At 72.4% G+C, this 17,264-nt stretch carries 19 protein-coding genes; 8 read left to right on the top strand and 11 right to left on the bottom strand.

The genetic code is table 11. The features are described from left to right. Positions 1-80: 80 nt before the first annotated feature. Positions 81-2,138 carry a PEP/pyruvate-binding domain-containing protein gene (locus ACIBEC_RS29350; protein ID WP_360498883.1) on the bottom strand — a complete coding sequence of 686 codons (2,058 nt, stop codon included), beginning with the start codon at positions 2,136-2,138 and terminating at the stop codon, positions 81-83. 504 nt (positions 2,139-2,642) lie between these two features. Here ACIBEC_RS29350 and ACIBEC_RS29355 point away from each other — a divergent pair. Together ACIBEC_RS29355 and ACIBEC_RS29360 are read left to right on the top strand one after the other, a co-directional pair. Continuing rightward, positions 2,643-3,446, top strand: a complete 804-nt coding sequence (locus ACIBEC_RS29355; RefSeq protein ID WP_360498881.1) for a glycerophosphodiester phosphodiesterase — start codon at positions 2,643-2,645, stop codon at positions 3,444-3,446. 164 nt (positions 3,447-3,610) lie between these two features. Beyond that, the gene (locus ACIBEC_RS29360; RefSeq protein WP_360499065.1) at positions 3,611-4,936 is read left to right on the top strand and encodes an MFS transporter; all 1,326 of its coding nucleotides are present in this window, start codon (positions 3,611-3,613) and stop codon (positions 4,934-4,936) included. Positions 4,937-4,961: 25 nt separating this feature from the next. On the opposite strand, the gene ACIBEC_RS29365 is transcribed toward ACIBEC_RS29360, so the two are convergent. The 4 genes from ACIBEC_RS29365 to ACIBEC_RS29380 all read right to left on the bottom strand — a co-directional run bounded on the left by ACIBEC_RS29365 (position 4,962) and on the right by ACIBEC_RS29380 (position 9,392). After that, on the bottom strand, positions 4,962-6,269 hold the full coding sequence (locus ACIBEC_RS29365) for a lanthionine synthetase LanC family protein (RefSeq protein ID WP_360498879.1): 1,308 nt from the start codon (positions 6,267-6,269) through the stop codon (positions 4,962-4,964). 164 nt (positions 6,270-6,433) lie between these two features. Then, positions 6,434-6,565 (bottom strand): hypothetical protein, encoded by a 132-nt coding sequence (locus tag ACIBEC_RS29370; protein ID WP_360498877.1) that lies wholly within the window; start codon positions 6,563-6,565, stop codon positions 6,434-6,436. Positions 6,566-6,567: 2 nt separating this feature from the next. Further along, on the bottom strand, positions 6,568-7,722 hold the full coding sequence (locus tag ACIBEC_RS29375) for a lanthionine synthetase LanC family protein (protein WP_360498875.1): 1,155 nt from the start codon (positions 7,720-7,722) through the stop codon (positions 6,568-6,570). Positions 7,723-7,754: 32 nt separating this feature from the next. Beyond that, complete coding sequence (locus ACIBEC_RS29380) at positions 7,755-9,392, bottom strand: hypothetical protein (protein WP_360498873.1); 1,638 nt, start codon at positions 9,390-9,392, stop codon at positions 7,755-7,757. Positions 9,393-9,565: 173 nt separating this feature from the next. Here ACIBEC_RS29380 and ACIBEC_RS29385 point away from each other — a divergent pair, with 173 nt between their 5' ends. Both ACIBEC_RS29385 and ACIBEC_RS29390 read left to right on the top strand, forming a co-directional pair. After that, on the top strand, positions 9,566-9,766 hold the full coding sequence (locus ACIBEC_RS29385; RefSeq protein ID WP_360498871.1) for a hypothetical protein: 201 nt from the start codon (positions 9,566-9,568) through the stop codon (positions 9,764-9,766). After that, on the top strand, positions 9,763-9,924 hold the full coding sequence (locus ACIBEC_RS29390) for a DUF4253 domain-containing protein (protein WP_360498869.1): 162 nt from the start codon (positions 9,763-9,765) through the stop codon (positions 9,922-9,924). Before ACIBEC_RS29385 ends, ACIBEC_RS29390 begins: the two co-directional genes overlap by 4 nt. A gap of 52 nt (positions 9,925-9,976) precedes the next feature. Here the strand turns inward: ACIBEC_RS29390 and ACIBEC_RS29395 are convergent, their stop codons facing one another. From ACIBEC_RS29395 to ACIBEC_RS29405, 3 genes are all read right to left on the bottom strand, one after another. Then, positions 9,977-10,342: a hypothetical protein gene (locus tag ACIBEC_RS29395; protein WP_360498867.1), complete on the bottom strand. Its 366-nt coding sequence runs from the start codon at positions 10,340-10,342 to the stop codon at positions 9,977-9,979. Between the two features lie 277 nt (positions 10,343-10,619). Continuing rightward, positions 10,620-11,642 carry a helix-turn-helix transcriptional regulator gene (locus tag ACIBEC_RS29400; protein ID WP_360498865.1) on the bottom strand — a complete coding sequence of 341 codons (1,023 nt, stop codon included), beginning with the start codon at positions 11,640-11,642 and terminating at the stop codon, positions 10,620-10,622. Between the two features lie 179 nt (positions 11,643-11,821). Further along, positions 11,822-11,956 (bottom strand): hypothetical protein, encoded by a 135-nt coding sequence (locus tag ACIBEC_RS29405; RefSeq protein WP_360498863.1) that lies wholly within the window; start codon positions 11,954-11,956, stop codon positions 11,822-11,824. A gap of 63 nt (positions 11,957-12,019) precedes the next feature. Between ACIBEC_RS29405 and ACIBEC_RS29410 the strand changes: the two genes are divergently transcribed. Then, positions 12,020-12,793 carry a hypothetical protein gene (locus ACIBEC_RS29410; RefSeq protein WP_360498861.1) on the top strand — a complete coding sequence of 258 codons (774 nt, stop codon included), beginning with the start codon at positions 12,020-12,022 and terminating at the stop codon, positions 12,791-12,793. Between the two features lie 341 nt (positions 12,794-13,134). On the opposite strand, the gene ACIBEC_RS29415 is transcribed toward ACIBEC_RS29410, so the two are convergent. From ACIBEC_RS29415 to ACIBEC_RS29425, 3 genes are all read right to left on the bottom strand, one after another. Then, positions 13,135-13,452: a hypothetical protein gene (locus ACIBEC_RS29415; protein ID WP_360498859.1), complete on the bottom strand. Its 318-nt coding sequence runs from the start codon at positions 13,450-13,452 to the stop codon at positions 13,135-13,137. 122 nt (positions 13,453-13,574) lie between these two features. Further along, on the bottom strand, positions 13,575-14,177 hold the full coding sequence (locus tag ACIBEC_RS29420) for a 3'-5' exonuclease (protein ID WP_360498857.1): 603 nt from the start codon (positions 14,175-14,177) through the stop codon (positions 13,575-13,577). Positions 14,178-14,289: 112 nt separating this feature from the next. Further along, positions 14,290-14,685, bottom strand: coding sequence for a hypothetical protein (locus tag ACIBEC_RS29425; protein WP_360498855.1), 396 nt, complete (start codon positions 14,683-14,685; stop codon positions 14,290-14,292). A 96-nt stretch (positions 14,686-14,781) separates the two neighbouring features. Between ACIBEC_RS29425 and ACIBEC_RS29430 the strand changes: the two genes are divergently transcribed. The 3 genes from ACIBEC_RS29430 to ACIBEC_RS29440 all read left to right on the top strand — a co-directional run bounded on the left by ACIBEC_RS29430 (position 14,782) and on the right by ACIBEC_RS29440 (position 17,146). Beyond that, the gene (locus ACIBEC_RS29430; RefSeq protein ID WP_360498853.1) at positions 14,782-15,195 is read left to right on the top strand and encodes a DUF6368 family protein; all 414 of its coding nucleotides are present in this window, start codon (positions 14,782-14,784) and stop codon (positions 15,193-15,195) included. Between the two features lie 137 nt (positions 15,196-15,332). Next, entirely contained in the window at positions 15,333-16,487 is a 1,155-nt protein-coding gene (gene argJ, locus ACIBEC_RS29435; protein ID WP_360498851.1) for a bifunctional glutamate N-acetyltransferase/amino-acid acetyltransferase ArgJ, read from the top strand. 50 nt (positions 16,488-16,537) lie between these two features. Continuing rightward, a complete protein-coding gene (locus ACIBEC_RS29440; protein ID WP_360498849.1) occupies positions 16,538-17,146 on the top strand; it encodes an SMI1/KNR4 family protein in 609 nt (202 codons plus the stop codon). Positions 17,147-17,264: the final 118 nt, after the last annotated feature.

Below are 17,264 nucleotides of genomic sequence, written 5' to 3' on the forward strand. Positions count from 1 at the left end.
CCGCGCCGCACACGGCGGCGTCGTTCGCGGCCGCATCGCGCACGGCCACGTCGTTCGCGGCCGGTGTCAAGCCGGCGGTGTCAGCCGGCGGTGTGGAAGGGGCGCAGCTGCAGCAGGTTGATCTGGTCGCCCTCGATCGCCCACTCGATGTCGACCGGGTCGGCGTAGCTCTCGTCGGGCGAGAAGTGCGACTGCAGCAGTCGGCTGATCAGGGCGAGCCGGCCCACGAGGTCCTTGGTCGCGGCGTCCAGGTCGGTGGCGGCGGTGCCCAGCGAGACCGTACGACTGCCGCCCTCCATGGTGTTGCAGAGGTACTGGAGCGGGGCGCCCTCGCCGGTGACCACCTCGGTCACCGAGCGCGGCGAGATGTTGAGGTAGACACTGCGGAAGTCCTGCGGGCTCAGCGGGTTGCAGGTGACGAGGACGCCGCCGACGGTGGCGCCGACCTGCTCCTGGACGACCACCGCCATCCGGCAGTGTTCCAGCGGGATACCCGCCTGGTGCCGCAGCCGTACGGCGCGCGGCGACACCAGCGAGGCCCACACCTCCCGGACCGCGTCGAGGACCGCGTCCGTGCCGCTGACGTGCGCGACCGACTCGTAGAGTCCGGCGGCGGAGAAGCCGGACAGGTCCTCGGCGTTGGAGGAACTGCGGACGACAAGCTCGGATGCGCCGTACAGGTGCCGGTCGAGCGCCCGGTCGATCTCGGTGCGGATCGGGTCGGGCAGCGGGGTGGTGCGGATCAGCCGCTGCGCCTCGAGGCACAGCTCGTCGGCTGCCGAAGTACCGTGCCGGAGCGCGGAGTCGAGCCGGTCGAGGGCGTTCCGGAGCTCCGTCGAGGAGTCGAGGAAGCGCTGCTGGAGGGAGAACGGCAGCACGATGCCGCGCGGCACCTGGGCGTGCTCCTTGACCAGGCGTAGCGCCGACTCGGTCAGTTCGGTGTCGTCCGCGTCCTCGGGGAGGCCGAGTTGCCGGGCGAGGTAGCGCAGCAGGTTGTCCCGGGGCGGGCGCGGCACGCGGTAGAAGCCGAGCCAGCGCGGTGAGCCGTGCTGCAGCAGGTGGGTGAGTTCGCCGAGGTTGGCGGCCTTGGTGCCGAACCGGACGTGGTCGCCTGCGCGCAGTTCGGTCAGCGGGGTGATGGGGGTGGGCGTGAGGTCGGGCCGGTCCACGGTGACGCGTTCGGCCTGCGACGCCGGCGTCGGCCGGTCGCCGTCGGGGCGCGGTGGCGCGGGTTCGAGGTGGAGGTCGGTGCCGTCGGCGTCGACCCGGTAGCGGACCCATTCACCGGCGAGCCCGGCCCGTTCGATCCGGTCGGCGGCTCCGATGCCGACCGAATTGGGGATCCGCCACCCGGTGGCCATCACGTTGATGTGGGAGAGCGGGGTGGTGTGCTCGGTGTGGATGATGCCGGACACCCGGGGGACGTCCTCCGGGACCCGGGGCATCACCACGATGTCGTGCCACCGCAGCGGCTCGACGTCGGCCCGGTACTCCTCCTCCGAGCGGAACACCCGCAGCCGCCCGTGGGCCTCCCCGGTGTTCAGCGGCACGAACGCGGCCGTGGAGTAGAGCTCGTGGGACAGGACGCGCGGTATCTCGGTCTCCGGGATCCCGGCGACGTAGCCCTCCTGCCGGTGGTTGGCCGGCTTGAGGAGCAGCGGCAGCGACGGGTCGATGTGGTCGCGCACCCGGTGGTAGAAGAAGCGCAGCATGTCCTGGGACATGGTGTCGACGTCGACGGTCTCCAGGGACAGGAAGGGGCCGACTGCTCGGCTGTTCTCCTGCGTACTGCTCTGCTGCGTACTGCTCTCCTGCGTACCGCTGCGGGTGTGCAGGGCGAGGGTGCCGAGATAGAAACGGCGGCCCGGATTCCGGTAGACATCGTCATTGAACGAATCAAGCCCGCGGGCGAGTTCGTCGATCGACATGCCGAGTATCTCGCACGCGATGTAGCGGACATGGAGAGTTCCGTCCGCGCTGTCGATGAAGTGGAGCACCTCGTCGGTGCGGTCGAACACGATCTTCACATAGGGGTAGCCGCCGACGTTGCCGGCGAGCTGGGAGAACTCCTGGATGGTGAGCTTTTCGCCAGCGAGGCGGGTCCGCGTGGTCGCTTCGTTGCGATCCGAACGGGTCATGCGCACAGTTCAGCCATTCGTCATCGTGTACACGATCGGTGTGCACCAGGTCAGAAGGTGGTACGGCTAAACACACACTGCCATCAAATCCGAACTTCTGACGAATAGTCAGGCGAGATCAAGCCACTGCGCGTTGTTTCGGCCACAAACACTTCGCCGCGGAAAGCATGACTGCACGTCGAACTGTGGCAGGGGTCACAAGATAAAGACATCCGGCCGATCGAAGGGCTTGAAATACGCCCGAAATGTTGATTCCTGCACGACCTCCGGCGTCGAAGGCGGCCCCATCCGACACCCTGTCATGTCCAGCACCATATTGGCGGGCCCGCAAGGGATCGGTCAGGCCGCGAACTGTCCGTAAAGCGCCTCGAGCGCCGCTCCGAGGCGGGCAGGAGCGGGCGGGCATTACTGCTTGACAGGGTGCGTAATACTGTAACGCGCGCGGCCCGGGACGGCGGTGGAGCGGGCGGCGCGGCCTCCTCTTCCAGCAGCTCGGAGCACGACATGCACGCCTTCCTCGACCATCCGGGGCCGCTGGCCTTCGCACACCGGGGCGGCGACCTCGGGCATCCCGAGAACTCGCTGGCGGCCTTCGAGGCCGCCGTCGCGCTCGGGTACCGCTACCTGGAGACGGATGTGCACGCCACCGGGGACGGCGTCCTGGTGGCGTTCCACGACTCCCGGCTCGACCGGGTCACCGACCGCACGGGGGCGGTGGCGGAGCTGCCCTGGGAGAGCGTCAGGCAGGCCCGGATCGGGGGGACCGAGCCGGTGCCACTGCTGGAGGACCTGCTCGGTGCGTTCCCCGAGGCCCGCTTCAACATCGACGTCAAGGCGGTGCCGGCCATCGCGCCGCTGGTCGAGGCGGTCCGCCGGACCGATGCCTGGGACCGGGTCTGCGTCGGCGGCTTCTCCGACAGCCGGCTGGCCGCCGTCCGCGCCGCCGCCGGCCCCCGGCTGGCCACCTCGCTCGGCCCGCGCGAGGTGGCCCGGCTGCGGCTGCGCTCGCTCGCCGGGCCGCTGGTGCGGGGGGGCGGGGCGCCGTTCGCCGGAGTGTGCGCGCAGGTGCCCGAGCGGCACCGGGGCGTGCGGGTGGTCGACCGGGCCTTCGTCCGGGCCGCCCACCGCCTCGGCCTGCAGGTCCACGTCTGGACTGTGGACGATCCCACACGGATCAGGGCTCTCCTCGACCTCGGTGTGGATGGCATCATGGCCGATCGCATCGACGTCCTGCGGGACGTCCTCGGCGAGCGCGGCTGCTGGACGGACGGCAGTACCGGCTCCAGCACGGTGATGGGGACCCCATGAGCACCACGAACTCCGCGACGCACCCGCCGGACGATCCACCGACCGCCCCGGAGACCGGCCAGGCAGGTGCCCCGGCAGCCGGCCAGGCCGATTCCCCGGCAACCGCCACCGCCGCCACCGCCGCCACGGCCGCCACGGCCGCCGACGGACAGGCGCTGCGGCGGATGCAGTTCGGCTGGTACATCAACGACTGGGCCAACGCCGCCTTCTCGGCGACCGTCCTGACGGTATTCCTCGGGCCGTACCTCACCACGGTGGCCAAGAACGCCGCCGACGCGTCCGGCGACGTGCACCCGCTCGGCCTGTCGATACGCGCGGGCTCGTACTTCCCGTACACGGTCTCCTTCTCCGTGCTGCTCTCGGTCGCGGTGATGCTGCTCACCGGCACGGTCGCGGACCGCACCGGGCGGCACAAGGAGCTGATGTGCGGCTTCGCGTACGTCGGCGCGCTCGCCACCATGGGCATGTTCTTCCTCGACGGCGACCGCTACCTGCTCGGTGGCGCGCTGCTGGTCGTCGCCAACATCGCGTACGCGGTGTCGGTCGCACTGTCCTACGCCTACCTCCCCGGCCTCGCCGCCCCGAACGAGCGCGACGCGGTCTCCTCCAAGGGCTGGGCGTACGGCTACGCGGGCGGCGGGCTGCTGCTGATCGCCAACCTGGCGCTGTTCGAGGGCCACGACGCGCTCGGCCTGTCCTCCGGCACCGCCGTGCGGATCTGCCTGGCCTCGGCCGGGCTGTGGTGGGCGCTGTTCACGATCGTCCCGCTGCTGCGGCTGCCCTCCCGGGCCGGGGTGACACCCGAACGGGCCGCGGCCAGGGCCGCCGAGAAGGCCGACGAGCCCGCCGCGGGCAGTCTGCGCGAACTCGGCCGCACCCTCAAGGGCATGCGCAAGCACCCGCTCACGCTGCTCTACCTCGCCGCCTTCCTCTGCTACAACGACGGCATCCAGACCGTCGTCTCCCAGGCCTCGCTCTACGGCAGCGAGGAACTCGGCATGGAACAGACCTCTCTGGTCACCGCCGTGCTCCTGGTCCAGGTCGTGGCGATCTGCGGCGCCCTGCTGCTCGGCCGGATCGCCCAGCGGTACGGCGCCAAGCGGACCATTCTCGGCTCCCTCGTCGGCTGGGTCGTCACCCTCGCCCTCGGGTACTTCATGCCCGCCCACCAGCCCGCCTGGTTCTACGCCCTGGCCTGCATGATCGGCCTGGTGCTCGGTGGCAGCCAGGCACTCTCCCGCTCGCTCTTCTCCCACCTCATCCCGGCCGGGCGGGAGGCCGAGTACTTCAGCGTCTACAAGGTCAGCGACCGCGGCACCAGCTGGATGGGACCGCTGGTGTTCGGCCTCGCGTACCAGCTCACCGGCAGCTACCGGTCGGCAATCATCTCGCTGCTGGTGTTCTTCGTGATCGGCTTCGCGGTGCTCGTCAAGGTCCCGGTCCGCCGCGCCATCGAGGCCGTCGGCAACCCGGTGCCCGAGCGGCTCTGACAGGCGGGGCCCTGTCGCTCGTCGGTCAGGAGAGCAGGAGGGCCCGGTCCCAACCCGGCGGTACGGGCGTCGACGCCGCCAACAGGGCCAGCAGTACGCCCGCGGCACCGTCGAGCAACCCGGGAGCCGCCGAGCCGCCCGATCCGTACCGGTCGCCCGAGAGGTCGATCAGGCGGGCCGCCACGTCGCGGACCGCCGGTCGGAAGGCCGGGTCCGCGGTGTCCCGGGCGAAGCGGAGGGTGATCAGCAGCAGGCCGGCCAGGCCGGGACAGAGCCCCGGCCGCAGGTCGATCCGGCGCAGCTCGGGCGGACGGCGCAGCGCGGCCAGCAGGGTCTCGCGGCCGAGGTCGCGCAGGGTCGCGTCGTCGAGGGCGGTGCCGGCCAGCCAGAGCGCTCGGGCGATGCCCGGACCGCCGTGGCACCAGGAGGCGGGCAGAGGCTGCCGGTCGGAGCCTGATGGGCCCGAGCCGTGGCGCGAGGCCTGGTGCGAGACCTGGTGCAAGGCCTGGTCCGCGCCGTGGTGCGAGACCTGGTGCGAGGCCTGGTCCGCGCCTTCGGCCAAGGCCCAGTCCGGGCCCCAGTCGTCGTCCCGGCGGTGCACCAGGAGGCGGTCCACCGCCCGGTGGACCGCCTCGACCTGCCCCGGCACCTCGACGCCCGCCGACAGCGCCAGCGCGAGCAGGGCCAGCGGACCGGCCGGACCGTGCGCCATCCCTGGCGACTCGCCCGGGAACGCCGCCACCTGACGGCCGAGCACGGTCAGAACCGTCTCCAGCCGGGCGACGGCGGCTGGGTCTTCCGGGTGGTCGAGGAGGACGGCGCCGAGTCCGGTCAGGCCGGAGCCCAGGTCGAGTGCGCGACGACGGTCAAGGGTGTGCAGGTCGACGGTGCGCAGGTCAACGGTGTACCGGTCGACGGTGCGCAGGTCAACGGTGTACCGGTCGACGGTGCGCCAGTCCACGCCGAGCGTGTCCGGACCACCCGACCGCTCCGGTCCGAACAGGTCCGGGTACCCGAGCCGACCCGCCGCGAAGGCGAGTCCGCCGAGGCCGCCGAGCAGTCCCGGGGCCCGTCCACGCATCCGTTCCGCGCCTCGGACCGCCGCCTCCAGGTGGCCGGCGGCCATCGCGTGCCAGCCCTCGCCGGGGCGGCAGAGGTCGAGCTGGTGGTAGGCGAGGGCGAGGCCCGCGCCGCCGGCCGCGAGGTCGGGCCGGACCGCCCGGGGTGTCGCGCGCGGTCGGCCGGCGATGGTGTCGACCAGTTGCCGGGCCGTGTCCGCCGTGGGGCCGTCGAGCAGGACGGCCCAGGGGGTGTCGCAGCCGTCGCCGGTCATGGGCCCCCTGTGCTCGGTCCTCCTGCGTTCAGTCCCTGCCTTCGGTCCCTGCCTTCGGTCCCTGCGTTCGGTCCTGCGTTCAGTCCCTGTGTTCGGTCCCCCGGTGTGTGGTGGGTGCTGTGAGGCGCCGTCGGCGGTTCTCACAGCACCACGGGGGTCGACCGTCAGTCGACCGGGCTCAGACAGATCTCGGTGGGCAGGTAGCTGCGGTGGCCGGTGTCGCAGCACATCATCGGCTCCAGCGGCTGCTCCTCGGTCTCGGGCAGTTCCTGCAGCTCCAGGACGGTGCTCTCCATCGTCATTCCCCCTTTCCGGGGCTCGGGTGGTGGTGCGGGTCCGCGGCCGGCCGGTCGACCAGCCACGATCGGGGGCCGCCGTGGCTGCGGCGGAGCAGGAGGTCGAGCACTCCGCCGTAGCCCACGTTGTAGGCGGCGGTGACCTCGCGGAGGGTGTCGTCGGGGATCAGGTACCGGCCGTCGCGACGTGCGGCGCGCAGGGCGATGCCGTGGACGAGGTCGTCGGCCCGGGCCCGGTGGCGGTCGTCGCCGGTGGCGGCGTCCAGGTCGAGGAGCAGCTCGGCGTTGCCCGCCAGGCCGTGGCAGGTGCCGGGGCCGAGGCGGTGGCGGTCGCGGTGCACGGCGAGGGCGGCGCCCTGGGCGTGGGCGAGGTGGCGCTGGTCGCCGGTCTCCTGCCCCAGCCTCAGCAGGAAGGTGCCGATGCCCGAGGAGCCGTGGCACCAGTAGTTCAGGCCCGGACGGTCGATGCGGCCGGGGCCCTTGGGCCAGTACGCGGCGCCGTCGCGCCAGTCGGTGAGCGCGCACAGGGCCTCGCCGCCGCCGAGCGCGATGTCGGTCAGCTCGGGCTGCCGCAGGTCGCGGCCGGCGGCCAGCAGGAAGGCCGCGTTGCCCGCGACGCCGTGGGCGAAGCCGTAGTGGGTGGAGCCGGCCAGTTCGGCACGGAACTCCGGGCCGAGCGGCCAGTCCACCCCGGTGCGGGATTTCAGCAGGTGCAGCAGCCCGTCCGCGCACTCCTGGGCCCGGTCGGCGAAGCGCCGGTCGCCGGTGCGGCGCCACAGGTGGAGTTGTGCGAGCCCGGCACCGGCGAGGCCGTGGCACACGTCGGTGCTGCCGGAGTCGAGCGGGATGCGCAGGGCGTAGGCGAGGGCGCGGTCGGCGAGGCGCCGGTCGTCCAGGGCGGTGGCGGCGTCGTGCAGGGCCCAGGCGGTGCCGGAGCGGCCGAAGTGGAGGCCGGGCAGGATCCGCCCGGGCTCGGTGAGCCGTCCGTCCAGCCAGTCGGCGGCCGTGCGCAGCGTGGGCCGGGCGCCCTCGAATCCGCAGCGGACGGCCCGGGCGAGGACGGCGAGCACCCCGGCCGCGCCGAGTTGCACGTTGCAGGGGTCGCCGTCCGGCAGGGAGCGCGGGGCCGGCCAGAGGTACTCGGCGGAGGGGGTCATGGTGGCGGCGAGGTGGGCGAGGCCGTCCTCGATCAGCCGCGTGGCGGTCGGCGGCTCGGTGAGGTGCTCGCGGCCGGCCGGGTGCAGCCCGGTGTGCAGGTAGGACTCCGCGCGGGGCAGTGTCCAGCGCTGTGGCGCCTCCGCCGTGAGCCCGGTGACCAGGGGCGCAAGGGCGTGCAGCGCGGGCAGGTCCGGGGCGGCGGCGACCAGGGCGGCGGCGACCAGGGCGGCGAGCCGTTCGCCGGGCGGCCGGGCCGGTGTGCCGTCGTCGGCGAGTACGGGGCTGATGCCGCTGGTGACGTGCAGCAGGGTCGCGCCGAGACTGAAGCAGTCCGCCTCGGGGCCGGGCGCGGGCGCCGGGCGGAGCGCGGGACCACCGCCCCGTCGTGCCGCGGCACCGAGGTACGCGGGGTCGAGGTACGCGGGGTCGGTGAAGCCGCGGGTGCCCGCCGGGTGGGTGTCGGAGCCGAACCGGACGCGAGCTCCAGGTCGACCAGGACCGGCCGCTCCTCCGGGGTCACGAGGACGTTGCCGGGCTTGAAGTCACGCAGGACCAGCCCGGCGGCGTGCACCTCCCCGATCAGCCGGACGAGCGCGCGGGCGAGCCCGAGGGCCGCCGCGACGGGGATCCGGCCGTCGCCCCGCTCCAGGTGCTCGGCGGTCCACTGCTGCAGGTTCCGGCCCGGGACCAGGTCCTCGACCAGGAAGAGGTGCCCGCCGGACTCGAACAGCTCCCGCACCCGGGGGGTGATGCCCCGGGGCGCGAGTTCGTCCAGGATCGCCGCCTCGTGGCGCAGCCGGTCGCGGGCGTCCCGGCCGTCCGGGTCGGCGCCGACGTGCGGCCGGGCCTCCTTGAGCAGGACCGTCTCGCCGCTGCGGGTGTCCTCGGCGCGGTAGACCCCACCGCGATTGGAGTGCCGGATCGCCTCCTTGACCAGGCACCGCCCGGCCAGCAGGACCGGCTCGCCCCGGCGGCGGGGCGCGGCCGCCCGCGTCGCCTGCGCGGCCGTCGCGGACTCCGCGGCCGTCGCCGACTCCTCGGCCGGCTGCACGGCCGACTGCACGACCGGCTGCACGGCGGGCGCCGGTTCCGGCCGGGCGAACGGGTCCTCGGCCCAAGGGGGCGGCGAGAACCAGGGGTTGCGCTGGTCGGTGCTGAGGCTCCCGTCCGGCGCCACCAGCCGGCCCTCGTAGAACCCCTCGTCGTTGAGCGCCCGGGAGCGGACGAAGCACCCGTAGCGGTAGTGCACCACGCTGTCCGGCCGGTAGCGGCGGTCGGACAGGATCGCGGGGCCTGGCAGGCCGACGGTCGCCTCGTGCAACTCCTCGGCGATGAATTGGAGTTGGTCGTCATCGGCAGGGTAGGCGGTGAGGAACTTGCCGGACTGCCCGCGAGGCGCCCGGGTGCCGGTCGGTTCGGCCGTGACCCTCGGCCCGGCCGCGAACTTGAAGGCGCACCCGCGCGTGACGAGCACCCGACCGGCCCGCTCCAACACTTGCGGCGCCGAGGCCAGGGTCGCCGACACGTGGAGCTTCCAGCCCTGCCGGCGCGGCAGGTGGCCCGGCGGGGTCACGGTCCACCACGGCTCGAGGTGGCGTACGCGCCAGCCGGCGGCTTGATCGGATGGCGTCAGGAATTCCGCGAGAATGGACCGGTAGGGCAAGGTCACACGGCGAAGCTAGCAACGGCGAAATCGCCAACACAAGGGTGCTGCAAGGGATTTGGTAAGTCATAGAAGAGGATCTCCCGACTATCGCGGCCCGTGCTCCACGGGATCGGCTGCCCCGAACAGCCGCGTGCCTCCGTGCGCGCACTGTCCGACCCTGCCGCCAGCGCGGACACATGATCGACCGCGCCCCACTGCCACCCGGCCTCCGCCCGCTGTTCCCCGCCGGGTCCGCCGAGCGGTCCACCCTGTCCATGCCCCTGCCACCGGGCCGGCTGATCGTCCCGGCCTGCGGCGACGACAGCGCCCCGGTCATGTGGCTGAGCAGCGGCATGGCACCCGCCTCGTCCAAGTCGGCTTCGACGTCCTGCGATTGAGCACAACGGCCCAGCCGGCCGACCTGGACGAGGCCCTGCCGGTCGCGGCCGAGCACGTCGCGTTCTGCCCCGACAACATCTTCCGGGGCACCGAGAGCCTGACCGACTACGCGCCGGAGCCCGTCATCGAGAACTGCTGCTCGTTCTGGTGGAACTGACGGTGTTCAACGGAACCGGCGCGGCGGCCCGTTGCGTCCGCCAGTTCCAGTGTCAGCAGCCGATGTAGCGCATCGTGACGCTGGTGAAGTGCGTGCCCGAGGGGGCGTAGAGGGTGATGGCCCGGGACTTGCCTTTGCCGCCCGCCCAATCGCTGTCCACGACACCTCCGTTGGACAGGTTGCCGCGCACGAACGGACAGCGGCCGTCCGCCTTGGTGTCGTGCACCGTCCCGACGACCTTGGTGTTGTAGTTGCACCACTTCCCGTTCGCGTAGCCCTCGGCGGAGCTGACGCTCCAGTTCTGGGTGCAGGAGTCGGCGGCCGGAGCGGCATGGGCGCCCGCGACCGGGAACAGCAGCGAGCCGAGCGTCAGAGCGGCGACGGCGGCTCCGGGGACGGCGAGGCGGCGAATGGACATGGCGGTACCTCCAGACAGGGCGTTCACGGTGAACATCCGAGCCGGAGGCGGCCTCAGGACGCACGGCAGAACCCACACGCCACCCGCCCCCGACGGTCCGCCGAGCCTGACGCACCTGAACGGGCACCGTCAACGGCGCCGCCGGGCGCACGGCAGCGCACACCGTCCCCGGCGCACCAGAACGATCCGCGCACCCCATGGGCCTGCCCCGCACCACGGGGACGACGCCCGGAGGTCGATCGCCCGAGCGAGTGCGGATCGGGAGTTCGAGACGCGCCTACCCGGGGGTGGCTGACGGGTCGTCCGGGGTGTCGGCGGCGGGTTCGGCGCCGGTCCAGCCCTGGTTGGCGTCGACGGTGCTGAGAGGGGCGACGGAGGTCGGCCCGGCGGTGCCGAAGGCAGCGCAGACGGGGTCGGCGGTGTCGACGGTGACGAGGGGGTCGCGCAGGCTGGTGTCGAGTTTGGTGTAGAGGAGGAGAGTGCCGCCGGTGGTCTGGGCCGGGGTGCCGGGTTGGACGGTCACCGGATGCTGCCAGCGCCAGGCGCCCCAGGTGAGGGTGACGGCGGTGTCGGCGGGCTTGCCGTCGGGGCGGGCGAGCAGGGCGTAGACCTGGCCCTGGTAGGCGTGGTCGTACTGGTAGACCCAGTGGGTGCGGGCGTCGCAGCCGGAGCCGGCGGCCGGCCAGGGCGGGGGTACCGGCGGCGGGACGACCACGACGGTCGGCAGCGCCCGGGACGGCGTGGACTGCGGGTCGGCCGTGGCCGACGGGGTGCCGCGCGGGAGCTGGAGGCCCGTCAGCAGACCGGCGGTGAGGCCGACGACGAGTGCGGCGGCCGCGGTGGCGGGGCGCGAGGACCACCAGCGCGGGGCGGACGGTAACGGGGCAGGGCGCGCGGATCGGTACGGCCGTACGGTGGCCGGACCGTCGGGCGGGCTGTCGGGCCGGCCGTCCGGAGGGCTGTCGGGCCGGCTGCTTGCCGGGCTGTCGGGCGGTCCGTCCGGAGGGCTGTCGGACGGGGGCACGGGCTCCCCCAGTGCGTCGCGGACGCGCTCCCAGTGCTCGCGCCACGGCGCGGTGTCGGTCTCGCCGCAGGCTTCCAGGAACGCCTCGACCGTGGTCCAGGTCGGCAGATCGACCCCACCGGCGGCCTCCGAGAGGACCGTCGTCGAGCGGTGGACCCGTCGGCTCATGGCGGCGAAGGTCGGGGTGCCGGCCCGCTCGCGCAGGGTGCGCAGCCGCAGGGCGAACTCCGCGACCGGCCCCGCGTCGGGGTCCAGGCTCCGTTGTCTGCGGCCCACCCGCGCCCTCCCCCGTGCTGCGACTTCGCGCCGATTGATTGTCCGAACGAGATTGTCCGCACCGTCTCGCTTGGTGACCAGGGGTTGATCGTTTTCCGTAATTGTTTGTCCGAGTCCCGATGGTGTTGGCCACGACCGACCGGCCCGCCAGTGTGGTGGGCGCACCGGGACCGCCGGACTCACAGGTGCACCACCAACCCCGTCCACCCGAACCGGCTGACCCGGCTGACCCGGCTGACCCGGCTGACCCGGCTGACCCGGCTGACCCGGCTGACCCGGCTGACCCGGCTGACCCGGCTGACCCGGCTGACCAACCGTCCACCCCTTCGGGAACCCGTCCATCCTCCGGGAAACCGTCCACCCCTCCGGGAGACCGCATGAAACCCATCGCACACTGGCTCGGGCGCGTCGTCGCCGCACTGACCGTCCTCGCGGGCGGGCTCGTGGCGTTCGCCGCTCCCGCCTCGGCCGCCACGATCTGCGGCAACTCGCCCGTCCCGCCCGGCCAGGTGATCACCGCCGAGCGCACGAGCAACAGCTGCGGCGGCTACCTGGAACTCACCGTCCAGCCGCCGTACAACGGCGTCAACATCTGCGGCGACTCCCCGATCCCGGCCGGTTACGTGATCACCTCGGAGTCGACCGGCAACGGCTGCGGCGGCCACCTCGTCGCCGTGATCAACATCGCCGCCTCGCGCATGGGCATCTGTATGGACTCCCCCATCCCGCCGGGCTACGTGATCCTGTCCGAGCAGCAGACGAACAGCTGCGGCGGCCGCATGGGCGGGTACATCAGCAACGAGCTCTTCCCCGGCATCAACGTCTGCGCCGACTCCACCGTCCCGGCGGGCTGGGTGATCACCTCCGAGTACCAGACCAACAGCTGCGGCGGGCACCTCGGCGAGGTCATCAACGTGCCGTTCCCGGGCATCAACACCTGTGGCGACTCGCCGATCCCGCCCGGCTACGTGATCACCTCCGCATACCAAACCAACGGCTGCGGCGGGCACCTGGGCGAAATCATCACCAACAACCTCTTCAACGGCATCAACGTGTGCGCCAACTCGGCGCTCCCGGCCGGGTGGTGGGTCTCCTCGATGTACACCACCAACGGCTGCGGCGGCTACCTGGCCGAGATCCTGCAGCACTGACGCAGCACGCTGACGCAGCACCGACGCTGACGCGTCCCCCTGAACCCCCGGCCCCGGTCGCCCGCACCCCCGCAGAGCGGCCGGGGCCGGGTCATGCGCGCGGCCGACCAGGTATGGACAGTCCGGGGCCCTGCCGATCGGCACCCTTCACCGGCCCGCAGGCTGCGGAAATGTGCCGATCGGCAACTGCCGGGCGGCCGTGGTGGGGTGGCACGCTGAGGGACATCGGAGGCCGCCACCGGGTGGCCCGAAGGAGGTCCTGCCATGCCTGCCGTGCCCGCCACCGCGTCCTCGTCCGCGCCCTCGTCGATCGCCGTCATTCCCTCGCCCATGGGCGCCGGCTACACCCACCGCACCCTGCGCCGAAGGCCCCGCGCTACACCGGGGTCGAAGCGGCCGCCGCCGTCGATCGGGTGGCGTCCAGGGCTCAGCGCACTCGGCCGTCCCAGGTCCACCCGTCGGCCGGCCGGCGCGGGTGGCCCGGGAGGGCGGTACAGCTGGTGCACCACAGCAGGGGTGTCGGCATGGCCGTGGCCGGTCGGCGCCTCCGGGAACAGCCCGGCCACGGCCGAGCCCGCGAGGTGCTCGGGTGGCTGCCAGCCGAGCCCGAAGGCCCCGGCCAGGTCCCAGCCGTGGACCAGGGGTTCGACCACCCCCATGGCCGCGAAGCCCGGACCACTCGATGCGCCCCAGGGTGCCAGGCCATGGCGTCCGGCAGGGTGCCCCGCACAGTGGCGGCAAGCAGGCCGGCGACGATGCGCCACCCGTCGCCGGTCGCCGGTCACCACAGGGTGTGTGCCTGCCCTCCGCCGGGGCGGCCCGGGAGCCGGGGTGGAACGGCGACGCGGGCGAGTTCCTCCCAGGTGGCGTAGCCCTCGGCAAGATGCAGCAGAACCAGCGCGGCGGCGTGGGCGTCGTACGCCGCGCGGTGCCGACTGCCCGGGATCCCGGCGGTGTCGACGGGCAGGGCGGCGAGCAGCGCGTCGAGGGTGTGCCGCGGCAGGTCGGGGCGGCGGGCCCGGGCGAGGCGGAGGGTGTCGAGCACTCCGGCGGGCGACCAGCCGGGCAGGTGTCGCGCGAGGACACGGTGGTCGACGGTGGCGTTGTGCGCGGCGATCCACCGACCGTCGAGGTCGGCACGGACCTGCTCGGCGATCTGCGGCCAGGCAGGGGCCGAGGCGACGTCCCAGTCGGTGATCCGGTGGACCCTGGTGGCCATCGGGCTGATCGGGACCGGCGGCCGGACGAGGGCCGACTTGGTGGCGACGGCGTGGACACGCCCACGGACGACGGGCACGGCGGCGAGTTCGACCAGGTCGGGCGGCGTCGCGCCGTTGCCCTCGGTGTCGACGACGAGGAGGGACGGCCAGGTCGAGAAGTCCACGGAGGTGACGCTACCGAAGTCGCTGCCGAAGTTCTCCTGACTAGGTCATGAACTGTCATCAGCGATCGGCTCCTGCGCTCGAAGCCGAGCTACCGGCCCCCACCCCGTCCGGTCACGGCATCAAGGACGCCTGGAACCTCTCGAAGAGGTCGCGCAGCTCGGCCGTCTCGATCGGGTCGACCTCCAGCTGCAGGTGACACACGGTGTCGTCGCCGTTGGGGGTCAGGAACGCGAAGAACGCGAACCCGTCGTCGACAGGAATGCCGCGCAGGCTGAGCGGATTGTTGCGGCCGAGGGTCACTGCGACCGAGAAGGCAGTGGCGGACGACAGGTGGGAGAGCACGCGTGCGGCGAAGTCAACGGCCTCCCCGTCGGGAAGGAAGGCGGTGTAGTCGGCCGTCAGTGTCGAGCACCAGTCGGCGGTGACCCGCCAGCTGTCCCCGCCGGTTCGGGCGAGTTCCACCCAGGCCTCGCCACCGCCGAGGCGTATCTGCGGTTGTTCCGCCATCGCGCGCTCCGATCGTGGTGCCTCCGAAGGTCCGGATCCTATCGGGACCGCGCTTCTGGCGATCCGTCGGGCTCGGCCGCCCGCTGGGCCCGGCGGGTGGGGCGGCTCGCGGCGCTGGTGGGCTTCAACCCGCAGCGCGAGGGCTTTCGCCGGCCGTTCGACGTCTACCTGATGGGGGCGGGCGCCGGTGACGAGCACATCTTCGAGGCCGAGCACGGGGACGAGGAGGAGATCGAGGCCCTCCTCGGCTTCCGGCCGGTGCAGGCCGTCAAGGTCAGCGCGGGCTGCAACGGTCGGATCGACCACGTCGCCACGGCCCTGCTGACCGCCGCCGTCCTGGACGTCATCGGTGGCGTCTGCAAGGCCGAACTGGCTGGAGGGCAGGAGGCGGTGATCGCAGGGCTCCCCGGTCTGCTGGGCATCGCCGACGACGGGTGGGACACCGCCCTGGTCACGGCCGGGTTCCTGCGCGCCTGGGCGGAGCGGCCGGGGTTCCGGCTCGTCAAGTAGCAGCGCGCACTACCGCACCGCCCGCATATTCATGCACTCAGCAGCGAGCCTTGAGACGGCGTTGACCATGCCGCAATGACTGATGTATTCAGTACTCTGCAAATCCATTCAATGAACGCAGAGAGGACCGACCGGCCATGCAGACTGCAACACCGCGCGGCTTCCGGGCCATCACGGCGAACCTGGGCCTCAAGGACGTCGAGGACGACTTCGCGGCGATCATCTCCGAGGTGCCCTGCCGATCGGCGGCCGTCTTCACCCAATCCCGCTTCGCCGGCCCGAGCGTCATCCTCAGCCGCGCGGCAGCCACACTCCACCACAGCCGCGGAATGGTCGTCCTGGCCCGCAACGCCAACGTCGCCACCGGGCGGGCCGGGGCGGAGAACGCCGCCGAAGTACGCCGCCGGGTCGCCGAGATCGCCGGCGTCTCGCCGGACGAACTCGTCATCGGCTCCACGGGCATGATCGGGCGCCCGTACCCCATGGAGAGCATCCGTGCCGGACTCAACGCCATGACCTGGCCGTTCCCCGAGGCCGACTACCGGGCGGCCGCCAAGGCGATCATGACGACGGACACCCGCCCCAAGCACGTCCACGTGCGCTGCGGCGACGCCGTACTCGTCGGCATCGCCAAGGGCGTCGGCATGATCGAACCCAACATGGCGACCCTGCTGACGTTCTTCTTCACCGACGCGGACATCCCCACCGCCGAGCTCGACGCCCTCTTCCGCCGCGTGATGGACAAGACGTTCAATGCGCTGAGCATCGACACCGACACCTCCACCAGCGACACCGCCGCGATCTTCGCCAACGGGCTCGCCGGCCCGGTCGACCCGGCTGCCTTCGAACAGGCACTGTACGAGTGTGCGCTGCACCTCGTCCGCGACATCGCCTCGGACGGCGAAGGCGCGTCGAAACTGATCGAGGTCCAGGTGACCGGCGCCCGCGACACGGCGCAGGCCAAGCGCGTCGGCAAGACCGTCGTCAACTCCCCGCTCGTCAAGACGGCCGTCCACGGCTCCGACCCGAACTGGGGCCGCATCGCGATGGCCATCGGCAAACTCGAAGACGACACCGACATTGACCCCGCCACCGTCCACATCCGATTCGGCGACCTCACCATGTACCCCGACGAGCCGAGCGACGCACTCCTCGAACAGGCGGGCCGGTACCTGAGCGGCGACGAGGTGATCATCCGCGTCGACCTGGGCATCGCCGACGGCACGTTCACCGTGTACGGCTGCGACCTCACCGAGGGCTACGTGAAGATCAACGCGGACTACACGACCTGAGGGTCTCCCCGACCAGGTAGATTGCGGGAGATCCAGAGAGAAGAATCCGCATGGACTCCCGCGTCACCCGCATACGACGCAAGCTGGCCAAGGTGCCCTACGCCCCGCTCCGGAGCCACTCCTTCGGCGAGGAGAAGCACGGTTTCCGCCTCGCTCCCCCACTGCCCACCGCCAGTGTGGCCGAGTTCGAGGCCGATCACGGCATCCGGCTACCCATCGCCTACCGCAAGTTTCTGACCACCATCGGCGGCAGCGGCGCCGCGCCCTCCTACGGTCTCCTGCCGCTGCGGTCGTGCCGGCTGTTCACGATGAATCCCCTGGAGAAGGCCGGATCGCCTCGGGGGTTCACCTGCGCAGACCCTCCGGCACGCCCAGGCGACCTGTTCCTGAACATCATCGAAGCCGGGTGCAGCGACCTGCTGCTCCTCGGCATCACCGGCCCGCTGACCGGCCGGGTCGTCACCGGAAACGCCGACGGATTCTGGGGCCCCAACGTCTTCTCGGCCACCGACTTCCTGGCCTGGTACGAACGCTGGCTGAACCACATGCTCGACGGCCGCGACAACCGTGCCCTGCACCTGACCTCGCCCGCCCTTCGGGCAGCTCTCGACCGCATCGAGCGGGAGCACCGCCGTCGCCGCGAGGACCAGTCCCCGTAGCCCAGGGGCCCGCCGCGCTCGCTGGGGCGGGGGCGGGGGGGCGCCGGGGTCGTGGCTCCCGGGCGGGGGGGGTTGTGCGATAGCCGGGTGGCGGGGTCACAGCTCCCGCCGCCAGAGG

The sequence above is a fragment of the Kitasatospora sp. NPDC051164 genome (genome assembly GCF_044455625.1).
Taxonomy (GTDB): domain Bacteria; phylum Actinomycetota; class Actinomycetes; order Streptomycetales; family Streptomycetaceae; genus Kitasatospora.

Excerpts from the sequence above, each read along its gene's own strand:
- ACIBEC_RS29350 (WP_360498883.1), bottom strand. The coding sequence starts at position 2,138 with ATGACCCGTTCGGATCGCAACGAAGCGACCACGCGGACCCGCCTCGCT.
- ACIBEC_RS29395 (WP_360498867.1), bottom strand. The coding sequence starts at position 10,342 with ATGTCCATTCGCCGCCTCGCCGTCCCCGGAGCCGCCGTCGCCGCTCTG.
- ACIBEC_RS29365 (WP_360498879.1), bottom strand. The coding sequence starts at position 6,269 with ATGACCGGCGACGGCTGCGACACCCCCTGGGCCGTCCTGCTCGACGGC.
- argJ (WP_360498851.1), top strand. The coding sequence starts at position 15,333 with ATGCAGACTGCAACACCGCGCGGCTTCCGGGCCATCACGGCGAACCTG.
- ACIBEC_RS29425 (WP_360498855.1), bottom strand. The coding sequence starts at position 14,685 with ATGGCGGAACAACCGCAGATACGCCTCGGCGGTGGCGAGGCCTGGGTG.
- ACIBEC_RS29355 (WP_360498881.1), top strand. The coding sequence starts at position 2,643 with ATGCACGCCTTCCTCGACCATCCGGGGCCGCTGGCCTTCGCACACCGG.
- ACIBEC_RS29440 (WP_360498849.1), top strand. The coding sequence starts at position 16,538 with ATGGACTCCCGCGTCACCCGCATACGACGCAAGCTGGCCAAGGTGCCC.
- ACIBEC_RS29415 (WP_360498859.1), bottom strand. The coding sequence starts at position 13,452 with ATGGGGGTGGTCGAACCCCTGGTCCACGGCTGGGACCTGGCCGGGGCC.
- ACIBEC_RS29370 (WP_360498877.1), bottom strand. The coding sequence starts at position 6,565 with ATGGAGAGCACCGTCCTGGAGCTGCAGGAACTGCCCGAGACCGAGGAG.
- ACIBEC_RS29410 (WP_360498861.1), top strand. The coding sequence starts at position 12,020 with ATGAAACCCATCGCACACTGGCTCGGGCGCGTCGTCGCCGCACTGACC.
- ACIBEC_RS29375 (WP_360498875.1), bottom strand. The coding sequence starts at position 7,722 with ATGACCCCCTCCGCCGAGTACCTCTGGCCGGCCCCGCGCTCCCTGCCG.
- ACIBEC_RS29360 (WP_360499065.1), top strand. The coding sequence starts at position 3,611 with ATGCAGTTCGGCTGGTACATCAACGACTGGGCCAACGCCGCCTTCTCG.
- ACIBEC_RS29385 (WP_360498871.1), top strand. The coding sequence starts at position 9,566 with ATGATCGACCGCGCCCCACTGCCACCCGGCCTCCGCCCGCTGTTCCCC.